Here is a 13,988-nt window from a genome sequence, read left to right on the forward strand (position 1 = left end):
TTCAGTCTATTTATTTTTGCGCCATAATAAGATAAATCTATGAAAATCAAAATCTTTATAACAATTAGCTTTTTAACACTAAACCTCATGCTACAGGCGCAAGAGGTTGTTCCAATTTCAAAATCGGATGTGCTAGCAAAGGTATCTGAAAACAATACAAGCATTAAGATTTCAGAAGAAGAATTTAAACAGGCCCGTGCAGATTACCGGCAAACGAATGCTGTGTTTTTACCCAATATTACTTTGAGTCATACAGCAATCGCTACCAATAATCCTTTGATGGCCTTCGGATCTAAATTAAACCAGGAAATTGTTACGCAAAACGATTTTAATCCGGCTTTATTGAATGACCCGGGTCAGATCGAGAATTATGCAACTATGTTGGAAATCCAGCAACCTCTTATCAATTTGGATGGGGTTTATCAGCGCAAGGCTGCGCATTCCAAAATGGAGGCTATGTCTTTGAAAACGCAGCGTACTCAAGATTATTTAGCTTTTGAGGTTGAAAAGGCTTACATGCAACTGCAATTAGCTTACAAAGCTGTGAAAGTTTGGGAACAAGCTTTAAAAACAGCTCAGGCCAATAAAAAAATGGTTGAGGATAATTTCAAACAAGGGTATTTACAACGTGCCGATGTCCTTAATATGGAGGTACGTGTAACCGAAGTTGAGAACCAATTGCAAAATGCCAAGAGTAACGTCCAGAACGCTTCCAATTATGTGTCATTTTTAATGAATGACGACCGTTTTGTGATCTATAAACCTTCTGATGACCTGGATTTGAATCAGGCAGATGTAGTATTTGATGCTGTTCCGGTAAACAGAGCCGATATTAAAGCTATGGCTTTGGCTTCAGAAGCTTATAAGGCCATGAACAAAGCTGATAAAATGGACTTTCTACCAACCTTGAATGCTTTTGGGAATTACCAGTTGTACGATGATCAAATATTTCAAGGCGATGCTAATGGTTACCTGATTGGAGCCAAATTGAGTTGGGATATTTTCAAAGGATCAAAACGCTTTGGGAAAGCTCAAAAAAGTCATGCAGAATACGAAAAATCCAAGCTGGAATATCAGCAATATTTGTCTAAAAGCAATCTGGAACTAAACAAAGCGAAGCGCGCCTTTTTGGATGCCAAGAACAAGCTAGGTTTAAGTGCTTTGGCCATGCAACAATCGGAAGAATCACTTCGTATCAGAAAAAATCGGTTCGAAGAAGGCCTTGAAAAAACCTCAGACCTTTTGCAGGCTGAAACACAGTACGCTCAAAAACAATTAGAGTATTACCAAACCATTTTTGAATACAATTACGCACAATCATACTTACAATTTTTAACTAAAGAATAATGAACAAGATGAAAAAAATATATATCCCCCTGACTTTTTCAGTAGCCCTTTTATTAGCAAGTTGTGGGAGTAAGAACAACGAAACTACCAGTGATGAGGCTGCTGTAGCGGTTAAAGTGAATCAGGTTACAGAGAACCAAACCACACCTTTATTAAGTGTAAGTGGAAAGATTCAATCCACCAACAGTGCAGACCTTAGCACAAGAATGATGGGTTATGTGAACAAAGTTTATGTGAATGTTGGAGATTCTGTAAAAAAAGGTCAGATGTTGATATCCATCAACAGTGCTGATCTGATGGCCCAAAAAGCACAGGTTGATGCTGCTATTTCGCAGGCAACGGTTGCTTTTAATAATGCTGAAAAAGATTATAAACGTTTTCAGAATTTATTTGCTGATAACAGTGCCTCGCAAAAAGAAATGGATGACATGACGGCGCATTATGAAATTGCCAAAGCACAATTAGAAGCTGCTAAGCAAAAGAAAAATGAAGTTAATGCCCAGTTAGCATACACTAATATTACGGCACCTTTCTCTGGAACCATTACGAACAAATATATTGAAGCGGGCGACATGGCTAATCCGGGAATGCCCCTGATTAGTATTGAAGTTCCAAACGATTATGAAGTTATCGCCATGGTGCCGGAAACCGAGATATCTCAAATTGAAAAAGGGACTCCTGTTGATGTATTGGTAAAATCCATTAACAAGGCGGTGAAAGGTAAAGTGGAAGAGGTGAGTACTTCTGCAAAAAATACCGGCGGACAGTATTTGGTAAAAATTGCTTTGGATAAAACCGATGCCCCGATTTTATCGGGTATGTTCACTACAGTGCAATTTCCTGTAACCAGAACTTCAGATTCTCAAATGGTGGTAGTTCCGGCTGATGCCATTATTCACGATGGTCAATTAACCGGAATTTATACCGTAAGTCAGAGCAATACAGCCATTTTGCGTTGGTTGCGATTAGGTAGAACTATGGGTGATCAGGTTGAGGTTTTGTCCGGACTTAGTGCTGATGAAACCTACATTGTTTCTGCAGACGGGAAACTTTATAATGGTGTAAAAATAAAATACTAACTAAAAAAACAACCCGAAATAACAATCCGAAAGGAGTTAATGGGTCTTAAGATATGAAAGAAGGTATAGCAGGAAAAATTGCCAAGGTCTTTTTACAATCAAAGCTTACGGTGTTATTAATGATCGTATTCATGGTTGTTGGCGTGTACAGCTCGTATTTGATTCCGCGGGAAGAAGAACCGCAAATCGATGTCCCTATCGCTGATATTTTTGTGGGATATCCCGGTGCAAATCCTACAGAGGTAGAGTCGCGCGTTGTAAAGCCTTTAGAGCAGTTAATTTCGAATATTACAGGAGTTGAATACGTATATTCTACCTCCTCAGACCAACAAGGCATGGTGATCGTGCAGTTTTATGTTGGTGAAGATATTGAGCGTTCGTTTGTAAAACTTTACAACGAGATCAATAAGCATATGGATGAAATGCCTGAGGGTGTTACGTTTCCATTGGTGAAAACACGGGCTATTGATGATGTCCCTGTTTTAGGATTGACTTTATGGAGTAAAAATTACGACGATTATCAGTTAGGTCAACTCGCCGATAAACTCGAAGTCGAGGTTAAAAAGGTGAACGACGTTGCTGTTACCCATAAAATTGGAGGAAGAGATCGTCAGATCCGTGTGGTTTTAGATAAGGATAAATTGGCAGCTAGTGGTTTGGATTTCCTTACCGTTTCGCAAATGATAAAAGCGAATAACAGCCAATTGAATTCCGGTAGCTTTGATAACAATGATACCGAGTTTTTGGTAAATACCGGGAAGTTCTTAACCTCGGCAGAAGATGTTGAAAATTTGGTTGTTGGGGTACAACAGAATCAGCCTATTTATTTGAAGCAAGTTGCTGATATTATTGATGGGCCGCAAGTACCTCAAAAATATGTGAGTTTAGGATTTGGAAAGGGCAGTGAAAAAGCTTCGGAATACAAATCGGAATATCCGGCTGTAACAATTTCCGTTGCGAAACGCAAGGGAGCTGATGCGATGCAGATCGCTGATGTAGTTCTTGATAAAGTTCAGCATTTGCGAAAAACCCTGATCCCTGATGACGTTCATGTTGAAATTACCAGAAATTATGGTGAAACGGCTTCGAATAAAGTGTCTGAATTACTATGGCACCTTATCGGATCTATTTTTGCCGTAACCATTGTGGTGATGCTGGCTATGGGCTGGCGTGGCGGACTGGTCGTATTTTTATCCGTTCCAATTACCTTCGCTTTAACACTGCTGAGCTATTACATGCTGGATTACACGCTGAATAGAATTACCTTATTCGCTTTGGTATTTGTAACCGGTATTGTCGTCGACGACTCGATCATCATCGCTGAGAATATGCATAGGCATTTCAAGATGAAACGTTTGCCCTTTAAACAGGCAGCATTATATGCGATCAACGAGGTTGGTAATCCAACCATCCTGGCTACGTTTACAGTAATTGCTTCGGTTTTACCTATGGCATTCGTATCTGGATTAATGGGGCCATATATGGCACCAATGCCTATCGGGGCTTCCATCGCCATGATCTTGTCGCTATTTGTAGCCTTAACGATCACACCATATCTCGGATTTATTTTCCTTAGAGAAAAAGATAAGAAACAGGAGGAAGAAGAGGAAACCAAAAAGCCTTTGGAAGATACTTATATATATAAAATTTATAACAAGTTTGAGCGTCCGTTATTAGAAAACAAAGCAAAACGCTGGTTGTTCCTGGGAGGTACGTTCCTGTTATTATTACTTACTATGTTGATGTTCTTTACCAAATCGGTTGCTGTAAAAATGCTTCCATTTGATAACAAGAACGAATTTCAGGTGGTAATAGACATGCCGGAGGGCACAACACTGGAAAGAACAGGCGTCGTGGCTAAGGAAATCTCTCAATATTTAGCAACGCGTCCAGAGGTGATTAATTACCAGAATTATGTTGGAACTTCGGCACCTATTACCTTTAACGGTTTGGTGCGTCACTACGATCTGCGTGGTGGTAGTAACATGGCCGATATCCAGGTAAATTTATTAGATAAGGAAGAACGAAGTGATCAAAGTCACGATATCGTACGTCGATTAAGACAGGATATTCAAAAGATCGCTAAAAAATACAATGCCAATGTGAAATTGGTTGAAGTGCCACCGGGACCCCCTGTATTATCAACTATTGTTGGCGAAGTTTATGGTCCTGATTATCAAGAACAAATAAAGGTTGCTGATAGTCTTAAAAGCATTCTAGAACACACTCAGGATGTTGTGGATGTAGATTGGATGGTTGAAGCAAATCAAACGGAATATAAGTTTGAGATCAATAAGGAGAAAGCGATGCTTTACGGTGTAGCGCCGCAGCAAATAACGGCCACGATGAACATGGCCTTGTCTAACAGGCCGGTAACGAATCTGTATGATGAACATGCTATAAATCAGGTAGGTATTGTATTGACTTTAGATGAAAAAGAGAAATCTACAGTGAACGATATTTCTCAACTAAAAGTAAAATCGAAACAAGGGAATTTGGTTCCTATTGCTGATCTGGTGGATATCAAAAAAACCATCGCGCCAAAAAGTATTTATCACAAGAATCAGAAGCCTGTGGTTTATGTTTTGGCCGATATGGCCGGAAAATTGGAGAGTCCTGCTTATGCTATTTTAGGTATGACTGAGAAGTTGCAGGACATTCCCTTGCCTAAGGGTTACAAAATGAAGGAAATGTATCTGGGACAACCTGAATTCGAAGATAATTATACTGTAAAATGGGATGGCGAATGGCAAATTACACTTGAGGTATTCCGGGATTTAGGTATTGCATTTTTGGGTGCTATTATCTTGATTTACATCCTGATCGTTGGTTGGTTCCAGAACTTTAAAGCTCCGATAGTGATGATGGTGGCCATTCCGTTATCGTTAATAGGGATCATCCTCGGACACTGGTTGATGGGGGCTTACTTTACAGCAACCTCATTTATTGGTATGATCGCCTTAGCGGGAATCATGGTTCGAAATTCGGTATTGCTTATCGACTTTATCAACCTGAGAACCGATGAAGGTTTACCATTAAAACAAGCCGTGATTGAAGCCGGAGCGGTGCGAACTACACCAATTTTGTTAACTGCAGGAACTGTAGTTATTGGAGCATTCGTAATTCTTTTCGATCCTATTTTCCAGGGCTTGGCAATATCATTAATGGGAGGAACTATTGTGTCTACCGTGTTAACACTGTTGGTCGTGCCATTGGTGTATTACATGATAGAAAAGAAGCATTTCAAATAATTTAACAGCAAACAACATGAAACTAATTATCGTAACAGTTGTTGAAGAATATCACAAGGATATTTTACAGCTATTCAAAGAAGCTAAGATAAATAATTTTAGTGAGTCCGATATTGAAGGTTATAAGAATTCACCTGAATTATTGGTGACTGAAAGCTGGTTTCCGATGCATAAAGGCGCTACAGATTCCAGAATGTTCTTTTCCTTCACAGATGACGAAAAGATCGAAGAAGCCTTCAAATTAATTAAAGCATTTAATAAGAATTTAGTAACGCAAAACCCCATCCGGGCTATTGTGGTACCGATAGAAAAATACATTTAAAATTACATACTTATGAAAAACAGAATAGTAAGAGGCATTGCAGGAACTTTTATTTTAGTGAGCTTATTATTAGCAATTTATGTAAATATCAATTGGTTGTGGTTTACAGCCTTTGTAGGCGCTAATTTGCTACAATCCTCACTAACAAAATGGTGTTTGATGGATACCATTTTAGAGAAGGTTTTTAAAGTAAAGTCTTAGGTTTTTAAAAACCATATTTAATTGGTGTAGCGAGGGTTTAACTGACAATTCTCATTTTTATTGAATAGTGGGTGTTGTATTTTTATGTAAACATGAAAATACGCTATGCTTACATTCAGAAACTATAATATTGCTGATTGGTTCTCATTTTACAGGATCGCTGCTGCACCTATTTTAATAGTTTTGTTGTTTTCAGACAATCGGAACCTCTTTACCTGGTTGTTATTACTAAGCTATTTAACCGATGCTATTGATGGTTATTTAGCTCGAAAATTAAAAATAGCAAGTCCCAGGGGCTCACAACTTGATTCATTTGGTGATCAGGTTACCTTAATCGTTGGGCTTCTGGGGCTATTTTATTTTGAAACGCGATTTATTAAAGCCAATTTGGTTTTAATTCTTGTAGCCTTTGTGCCTTACATTATTCAGATGCTGTTGGCCTATCTCAGATATGGTAAAGCAACGGCGTTTCACACGTATTTGGCTAAACTTTCTGCCATACTTCAGAGTATATTCATCTTGTGGTCCTTATTTTTTAGTCCGGAATACATTTTATTTTATACCATGATCGCTGTGGGTATCCTTGAAACTATTGAGGAGATTACATTGATCTTTATGTATAAAGATTGGGCCTCGGATGTTAAAGGAATTTACTGGGCTTTACGTGATAAGCGGCGCTTAAAAAATGCGAACTGATGAAGAAGTTGAGTGCGATATTGAAGCGAATTTTTTTCCCTGTAACACTGTTAACCTTTCTTGTTGTTGGAAGTATTTTTGTAGCGGGAAATGCCCTTTATATTTGGATTAGCAAGGGTGGAGAAACTGCCATTTATCCAGCGGTTACCATTCCTATAATGGGCTTTTTTATTGGCCTTTACCTTATCGATCGTTGGTTGATCAATAAAATAACTTACATTAAAATTATGATCGGAGAGGGCCTTATTTTTGTTGGTGTCTTCTTACTTTTTCTGTTCCAAAATAAGACTGTCGATTTACAATTCGAAACCAAAGCTGATTATGTTTTAGTGCTTTTTGATGCCGAGGAGAACTCGATTACAAGATTCGCTGATAAAGGTGTTTTTGGTAAAGAACTTGTCTGGGAAAAGAACGTGATCCATCTAGATGCCACCATGAATAATAGAAAAGATCTAAGAATACTCGCGCCTGAGGATTGGGAAGGTTTTATCCAGGGATCCGATGTGTATAAGCCGGAGAAGGATTCCCTTCCTTATGTTTTTATAATGAAGCATAAGTTGGATACCGGGAACTGGATAAAAAATCAAACCTTTATCGACAGTATTATCCAGAGAGAACGTATGCGCTAAAAAAATTTTGTCATGAGAAGCTATTCCTTTTTTACGATTGTATTATTGTGTGTGGCCATTCTCATCGTTGATGTATTATCATTTTACTGGTTGCGAGACATTACCCAATTAATCCAAGCAAATTGGCTGAAACATACCATTCATATTTTGTTTTGGTGTTTTACTATCGGACTTATTACCGCAATTATGGTTCTGAAGATCACCCTGGATGACATCAGTCCACAGCGCAAACACCGCCTGGTGTCATCTCTTTACGGATTAACCATGTCTTCATTCATTCCAAAGATCATTTTTGTAATTACCATTTCAATACTGTATTTCGGAAATGTGATCTTTTCAGAGAAACATTCGCTGCTAATTATTCCTCTGGTGGGCTTGTTATCCGGATTTTTACCATTCGGAGTTATCGCTTATGGTATTTTTAGAGCGGTTTATAATTTTAAAATATACCATCATAAAATTCATTTTAAAACCTTGCCTAAGGCATTTAATAACCTGAAAATTATCCATATTTCCGATATTCATTTGGGTAGTTTTAACAAACGATATCAAGTTTTAGACAAAGCCGTTAATCTTATAAACCATCAACATCCTGACCTCATTTTATTTACGGGTGATCTGGTGAATAATTACGCCTGGGAACTTGAAGGTTGGGAGAATACATTTAAAAAACTAAAGGCGAAATTGGGAAAATATGCTGTACTGGGAAACCATGATTACGGCGATTATTCTGAATGGGATTCAAAGGAAGAAAAGCGCAATAATCTCCAAAAAATCAAAGTCTTTTATGATACTATTGGTTTTAATTTGTTACTGAATACTTCAGATACTTTAAGCTATCTCAATGAAAAAATAGCCATTGTTGGTGTGGAAAACTGGGGAAATCCGCCGTTTAAACAATACGGTCATTTAGATGTTGCAATGGATTATGTGGTTAATATTCCTTTTAAAATTCTGTTATCCCATGATCCTTCACATTGGGATGAAGAAGTGATTGAAAAAACCGATATAGCTCTCACGCTTTCCGGTCATACGCATGGTATGCAACTAGGTTTTACTTATAAAAATAAAACGTGGAGTCCTATAAAGTACAAATACAAACGTTGGGCCGGTTTGTATCATCATAAGGAACAATATCTTTATGTAAATCGTGGTTTAGGATGGATTGGTTTTCCCGGAAGGTTAGGCATGCGTCCGGAAATTTCTGTTCTTAAGTTGTATTCGAACTGATTTATATCATTGAAAAAATCCTGTGGAAAAGATATCTTGTTTTGGTATTTTCCCGGAATTTGCTTTCAAATAAATTCAATTACAAATTAAAAAATCATGGTCATGATCAAAACACTGGACACTGCCGAATGCCAACGAATCTTACGAAATAACTATATAGGTTATCTGGCCTATATTTATAACCATAGGCCTTATGTGGTGCCCATAACATATTATTATGATGAACTTGAAAATGCTGTTATCGGGTATTCCGGAAATGGTCATAAAACCAAGGCATTGCGCAATAATACGGCGGTTTCTTTGGAGGTTGCTGAAATTGAATCAGTGAGTAACTGGGAGTCTGTTCTGGCACACGGAACCTACAGAGAGTTTGATGGTAGCGCAGCGAAAATTAATCTTCACAAATTTTCTGAAGGTGTGAAAAAAATCATTCAAACCCGGGAAAATAAAAAAATGGATCACATTAGTGAGTTTTCTAGCAAAATTTTTAAAGAAGGATTACCGGTGGTCTTTCAAATAGCAGTTGAAGAACTTACAGGAAAGGAACGTCACTATTAACAAAAAAATCAAATTTCTAAAATTCTGAGCCATGATTACCGATTTAAAAAAAGACGCCTGTTTCGAGATACTTGAGAATAATTATATTGGGCATTTAGCCTATGTTTTCAATAATTTGCCCTATGTAATTCCCATAACCTATTATTATGATAAAGACTACCTCAGAGTGATTTGCTATACGGGCGAAGGACATAAAACTACGGCGCTTCGAGCCAACGGTTCTGTAGCGCTAGAAGTTGCAGAAATTACTTCTATCGATCATTATCGAACTATTTTAGTTCATGGCATTTTTGAAGAACTTGAGGGCCTGGACGCCAAATACGAATTGCATAAATTCACGATAGGAGTTAAAGACCTGATTGCTAGAAAAGATAAAAAGGAGGTTCATTTTATACCCGAATTTTCGGGAAAAACCCATCCTGAGGCACAGCCTATTGTTTATCATATAAAAATTCAGGAAATAACAGGGAAAGAAAAACTGCCTTTAAAGGAATATTTAGCAAGTTCTTGAGTGATAAATATCACTAAGTCTCACATATTTAACATGCTCATTTTTAGAATTTTAGATAACTGATGTTAATCATTTTAAATCGTTTAGAATATGGATAGATTTAAACATATTAATCTTTAAAGATTGAAGTGATGAAAAAATTAATTCTTGGTTTATTTATTTTGGGATTAACCACCCCTTTGTTCGCTCAGGATCCAACCGAATTACCTGAAGTTGTGATCGTACATAATTACAAATATTTGGACGCTACAGATAATTCTGAATTGGCTATTCCTGTCCAAAATATGCAATTCACAGTTAGCGATTTCAATGTTAAGACCTTGGATATCTATACTGAGGAAAACGATTATTACGAGGTGTATTTTATTATTCCTGAAGGAAAAGTTTTAGCAACTTATGACAACAACAGTAATCTTTTAAAAACAGCTGAACGCTATACTGATATCAAGTTGCCTGTAAAAGTGAGACAAGCGATTGCCAGACGTTTTCCAAACTGGAACATTTCAAAAAATATTTATTTGGTTCATTATTACGAACCAAGTGATATTAGAAAATTATACAAGATTACACTTGATAATGATAAGCAACGTATTCGTGTTAAGCTAGACGAAAACGGAGATTTTATTTAAAAAAATTTAGCCTAAAAGTCTCGGTAACTGATTGAAATCATTTCAAAAAGTATAACGCTCGAGTATTTTTAGGCTAATCATTTAATCTATTCAAAATTTTAAAAAAATGAAAACTGATGTTCAAATTAAAGAAGATGTACTTGACGAACTAGAATGGCAACCAAGTATTGATGAGACCGAAATTGGTGTTATTGTAAAAGACGGTGTAGTGACGCTTACAGGTGAAGTAGAATCTTATGCTAAAAAAATGGCTGCTGAACGTGCTGCAAAAAGTGTGTATGGTGTAAAAGCCGTGGCAGATGATATTGAAGTTAATTTTAAAATGGGTAAAGGCAAATCTGATACTGATATCGCCAAATCTGTGGTAAATGCTTTAAAATGGAACTCATCTGTACCGGAAGATAAATTACAAATAAAGGTGGATAATTCATTTGTTTATTTAACCGGTGAGGTTGAGTGGGCCTATCAAAGAAATGCTGCCAAACACGCTGTAGAGAATTTATATGGTGTAAAAGGAGTTATTAATAACATTACACTAAAACAAAAAGTACAACCTGTTGAGGTTAAAAACAGAATTACCAAAGCCTTCGAAAGATCTGCCGATCTTGAAGCTAAAAACATCCACGTGGATGTTAATGGTACTGTGGTTACCTTATCCGGTAAAGTGTACTCTATCAGTGAAAAAGACGAGGCTCAAAGAGCTGCCTTCTTTGCTCCTGGTGTTACTAAAGTGGTTAACAATTTAAAAGTTGATTACTATCCTGAATATGCATAAGTGTTTTTGTGGAAAACGGCTAAATTCACGGTTGTTGGTTGGTTAAATTCTTCTTGTGTTTTTAGTCGTTTTTTTGTGCCTTCTTTTTTTCTTCCCGTTCTAATTTTTTGAAATAATGACGCGTTAAAAAATTGTGTTTTAGCGCTTCCATATTCTGGTTGAATTTATCAGTACCTTCATTAATGTTCTTCATAGATTGTTCCAGATCCTTAACGAAATCTTCATCGTTGAAGAGATAATCAACGGCACCTTTGCCATTTTTAAATTGCGTAATGGTTTCATTCAAATTGTTGATCACCGATTTAATTTCTATTGAAGAGTCTTCTAAATTAGCCAGCATGCCCCGTACTTTCTGACCTTCCAACGAATCATTCAATAACACACCGGCAACGCTTTCATTGAAGTTAATCTCATTAATAATAGCGTTTAGAGACTTCATCGATTTATTAGCCTCAATACTCATAATCCGAAGCTGATTTACGGTTTGTTTCAGGTTTTGAGCTACAAGCGTATCGTTTATAAGCATTCCAAAAGTGCCTTTGCTGTCGGCCATAGCATCGGCAATATTAAGTAATTTCGCTGTTAATAATGCGGCATTCTCGTTCGTAACATTCAGGGTACTTAACATTTCTCCGGTTCCAATTTTAGTGTAAGATTCAATGGTGTCACCGGAGGCTATAAGTTCAGCATCACCTTTTCCGGGTACTATGTTTACGATCATGTTACCTACCAGACCATCCGTGCCTATAGTTGCTATGGCGTCTTTTCGAATATGGGTAACCATTTTATCTTCAATAACCATAAGAACGTTTATCGTAGAATCGTTAATCATAACAATATCTTTTACGGTTCCAATATTAATTCCGGAATAGCGTACATTATTACCCTTCATGAGACCGTTTACATTATTAAAATTGGCAGAAATACTGAATGTTTTTACAAACATGTTCTGGCGGTTGCCGATGAAATATACAGCCACTACAAAAAGCAACAAACTGAAAATTACCAGAAGGCCTAACCTAAGTTTTTGTTGATATGTTTTTCTCATGACTACAAGTTTTTATTTAAAGAATGCTTTTATTTTTTCATCTTTTGAAGCCTTTAATTGTTCAAAAGTTCCTTCAGCGTAATTGATGTTATCTACTAATAGTATCATACGCTCCGAAACCACACGGGCACAATCCACATCATGTGTTATAATAAGTGATGAGGTGTGGTATTGTTGTTGAACGCGGCGCATGAGTTCAATTATTTCCTTCGCAGTAATCGGGTCTAATCCACTTGTAGGTTCGTCATAAAGAATAATTTTTGGTTTTAAAATGAGTGTTCTGGCCAAAGCCACCCGGCGTTGCATACCACCTGAAAGTTCAGAGGGCATGAGATCGATGGCGTTTACCAAACCAACACTTTCCAAAGCCTCAATAACGAGTGGTGTAGGATCGGATATGTTGCCAAATTTATGCTCATGTCGGCGCAAAGGAAATTCCAAATTTTCACGAACGGTCATGGAGTCATATAAGGCACTTCCCTGGAACAAAAATCCAATTTCGGTGCGCAGTTCGTCCATATCCGCGCGATTCAGTGTTGAGATATCCTTACCCATCACTTTAATACTGCCGGAATCGGGTTGCATGAGTCCAACCAAACATTTGATCATCACGGTTTTTCCGGATCCCGATTTTCCCATGATCACCAGATTCTCACCTTCATATAATTTTAAATTGAAACCATTTAGAACATTATTATTTCCAAAGGATTTTTTCAAGTCGGTTATTTCGAGAACCACTTTTCTTGGAGGCGCTTCTTTCGCTAAGGGTGATATGTTTGCTTTGGTTTCCATAATTAAATTTCAAAGAAAATATCGGTTACAAATACGGCTATAAAGTCGATAATAAACAGAAGCATCGAGGAGAATACCACAGCAGAATTAGCGGCAGAACCTACGCCAACAGTACCTTTGCTGCAATAATAACCTTTAAAGGTACCAACCAGGCCAATGGCAAATCCGAAAAAGAAGGTTTTTATGGTAGCTGGTATAATATCGCCAAATTCAAGAGCATTAAACACCTTATTAAAATATAGTTGAAAGGATACATCACCTTTTAAATGTTCGATTATAAAAGAGCCGTAAAGAGCAATAGCGTCACCAAGAATAACCAAAAGCGGAAGCATCAATGTGGTTGCTAAAACTCGGGTAACAACCAGAAATTTAAACGGATTTGTACCGGAAACCTCCATAGCATCAATTTGCTCTGTAACCCTCATGGATCCTAACTCAGCACCAATACCTGAAGCAATCCTTCCGGCGAAGGTTAAGGCAATGATAACGGGTCCTATTTCTCTGATAATAGAAATACTCACCATGGACGGCATCCAGGATTCGGCTCCGAATTCCTCTAGTGTTGGCCTGGTTTGAAGTGTGATAACCAAACCAATAATAAAAGCTGTAACTCCAACAAGTAACAAAGACCGGTTGCCAATGTAAAAACACTGCTTTAAAAATTCATTGAACTCAAAAGGTTTCCTCAATAATTCCTTAAAGAATCGCCGACTGAAATAAGTGAGCTCTCCAATTTCGATAAAAAAGGTTTCTATGTGAATGGTATTCAGCAAAATACTAGTATTTATAGTATTTAAAGTTAGGATAATGGGGGTAGATATTAAATGATAAAAATCATGTGTTTACCTCGCTAAAAAACCGTTGAATACTAATGAAGTCTGAAAATTCAGGACTATTTTTTGGGCTTAAGAAACTCGTCC

15 protein-coding genes are annotated in these 13,988 nt (G+C 37.3%); 12 read left to right on the top strand and 3 right to left on the bottom strand.

Features of this window, described 5'->3' with window-relative positions:
* Nucleotides 1-39: 39 nt before the first annotated feature.
* The 12 genes from ABD682_RS07045 to ABD682_RS07100 all read left to right on the top strand — a co-directional run bounded on the left by ABD682_RS07045 (nucleotide 40) and on the right by ABD682_RS07100 (nucleotide 11,228).
* Nucleotides 40-1,347, top strand: coding sequence for a TolC family protein (locus ABD682_RS07045; RefSeq protein ID WP_344740395.1), 1,308 nt, complete (start codon nucleotides 40-42; stop codon nucleotides 1,345-1,347).
* An 8-nt stretch (nucleotides 1,348-1,355) separates the two neighbouring features.
* A complete protein-coding gene (locus ABD682_RS07050; protein ID WP_344740396.1) occupies nucleotides 1,356-2,426 on the top strand; it encodes an efflux RND transporter periplasmic adaptor subunit in 1,071 nt (356 codons plus the stop codon).
* Between the two features lie 53 nt (nucleotides 2,427-2,479).
* The gene (locus tag ABD682_RS07055) at nucleotides 2,480-5,677 is read left to right on the top strand and encodes an efflux RND transporter permease subunit (RefSeq protein ID WP_344740397.1); all 3,198 of its coding nucleotides are present in this window, start codon (nucleotides 2,480-2,482) and stop codon (nucleotides 5,675-5,677) included.
* A gap of 16 nt (nucleotides 5,678-5,693) precedes the next feature.
* The gene (locus ABD682_RS07060) at nucleotides 5,694-5,999 is read left to right on the top strand and encodes a hypothetical protein (RefSeq protein ID WP_344740398.1); all 306 of its coding nucleotides are present in this window, start codon (nucleotides 5,694-5,696) and stop codon (nucleotides 5,997-5,999) included.
* A gap of 12 nt (nucleotides 6,000-6,011) precedes the next feature.
* Nucleotides 6,012-6,200 (top strand): YgaP family membrane protein, encoded by a 189-nt coding sequence (locus ABD682_RS07065; RefSeq protein ID WP_344740399.1) that lies wholly within the window; start codon nucleotides 6,012-6,014, stop codon nucleotides 6,198-6,200.
* Between the two features lie 105 nt (nucleotides 6,201-6,305).
* Nucleotides 6,306-6,896 (top strand): CDP-alcohol phosphatidyltransferase family protein, encoded by a 591-nt coding sequence (locus ABD682_RS07070; RefSeq protein ID WP_344740401.1) that lies wholly within the window; start codon nucleotides 6,306-6,308, stop codon nucleotides 6,894-6,896.
* Nucleotides 6,896-7,525, top strand: a complete 630-nt coding sequence (locus ABD682_RS07075) for a hypothetical protein (protein WP_344740402.1) — start codon at nucleotides 6,896-6,898, stop codon at nucleotides 7,523-7,525. The genes ABD682_RS07070 and ABD682_RS07075 overlap by 1 nt, the downstream gene beginning before the upstream one ends.
* 12 nt (nucleotides 7,526-7,537) lie before the next feature.
* Nucleotides 7,538-8,755: a metallophosphoesterase gene (locus ABD682_RS07080; protein ID WP_344740403.1), complete on the top strand. Its 1,218-nt coding sequence runs from the start codon at nucleotides 7,538-7,540 to the stop codon at nucleotides 8,753-8,755.
* A gap of 102 nt (nucleotides 8,756-8,857) precedes the next feature.
* Nucleotides 8,858-9,313, top strand: a complete 456-nt coding sequence (locus ABD682_RS07085) for a pyridoxamine 5'-phosphate oxidase family protein (protein WP_344740404.1) — start codon at nucleotides 8,858-8,860, stop codon at nucleotides 9,311-9,313.
* A 31-nt stretch (nucleotides 9,314-9,344) separates the two neighbouring features.
* Nucleotides 9,345-9,824, top strand: a complete 480-nt coding sequence (locus tag ABD682_RS07090) for a pyridoxamine 5'-phosphate oxidase family protein (protein WP_344740405.1) — start codon at nucleotides 9,345-9,347, stop codon at nucleotides 9,822-9,824.
* Between the two features lie 131 nt (nucleotides 9,825-9,955).
* Complete coding sequence (locus ABD682_RS07095) at nucleotides 9,956-10,453, top strand: nicotinate-nucleotide adenylyltransferase (RefSeq protein ID WP_344740406.1); 498 nt, start codon at nucleotides 9,956-9,958, stop codon at nucleotides 10,451-10,453.
* Nucleotides 10,454-10,559: 106 nt separating this feature from the next.
* On the top strand, nucleotides 10,560-11,228 hold the full coding sequence (locus tag ABD682_RS07100) for a BON domain-containing protein (RefSeq protein WP_344740407.1): 669 nt from the start codon (nucleotides 10,560-10,562) through the stop codon (nucleotides 11,226-11,228).
* A 61-nt stretch (nucleotides 11,229-11,289) separates the two neighbouring features.
* Here ABD682_RS07100 and ABD682_RS07105 read toward each other — a convergent pair whose 3' ends face one another.
* The 3 genes from ABD682_RS07105 to ABD682_RS07115 are packed head-to-tail and all read right to left on the bottom strand — an operon-like array spanning nucleotide 11,290 to nucleotide 13,841.
* Nucleotides 11,290-12,276, bottom strand: coding sequence for an MlaD family protein (locus ABD682_RS07105; RefSeq protein ID WP_344740408.1), 987 nt, complete (start codon nucleotides 12,274-12,276; stop codon nucleotides 11,290-11,292).
* Nucleotides 12,277-12,288: 12 nt separating this feature from the next.
* Nucleotides 12,289-13,068, bottom strand: a complete 780-nt coding sequence (locus ABD682_RS07110; RefSeq protein ID WP_344740409.1) for an ABC transporter ATP-binding protein — start codon at nucleotides 13,066-13,068, stop codon at nucleotides 12,289-12,291.
* Between the two features lie 2 nt (nucleotides 13,069-13,070).
* On the bottom strand, nucleotides 13,071-13,841 hold the full coding sequence (locus tag ABD682_RS07115; RefSeq protein WP_344740410.1) for an MlaE family ABC transporter permease: 771 nt from the start codon (nucleotides 13,839-13,841) through the stop codon (nucleotides 13,071-13,073).
* Between the last annotated feature and the right edge of the window lie 147 nt (nucleotides 13,842-13,988).

The sequence above is a fragment of the Gaetbulibacter aestuarii genome, from assembly GCF_039537665.1.
Lineage (GTDB): Bacteria > Bacteroidota > Bacteroidia > Flavobacteriales > Flavobacteriaceae > Gaetbulibacter_A > Gaetbulibacter_A aestuarii.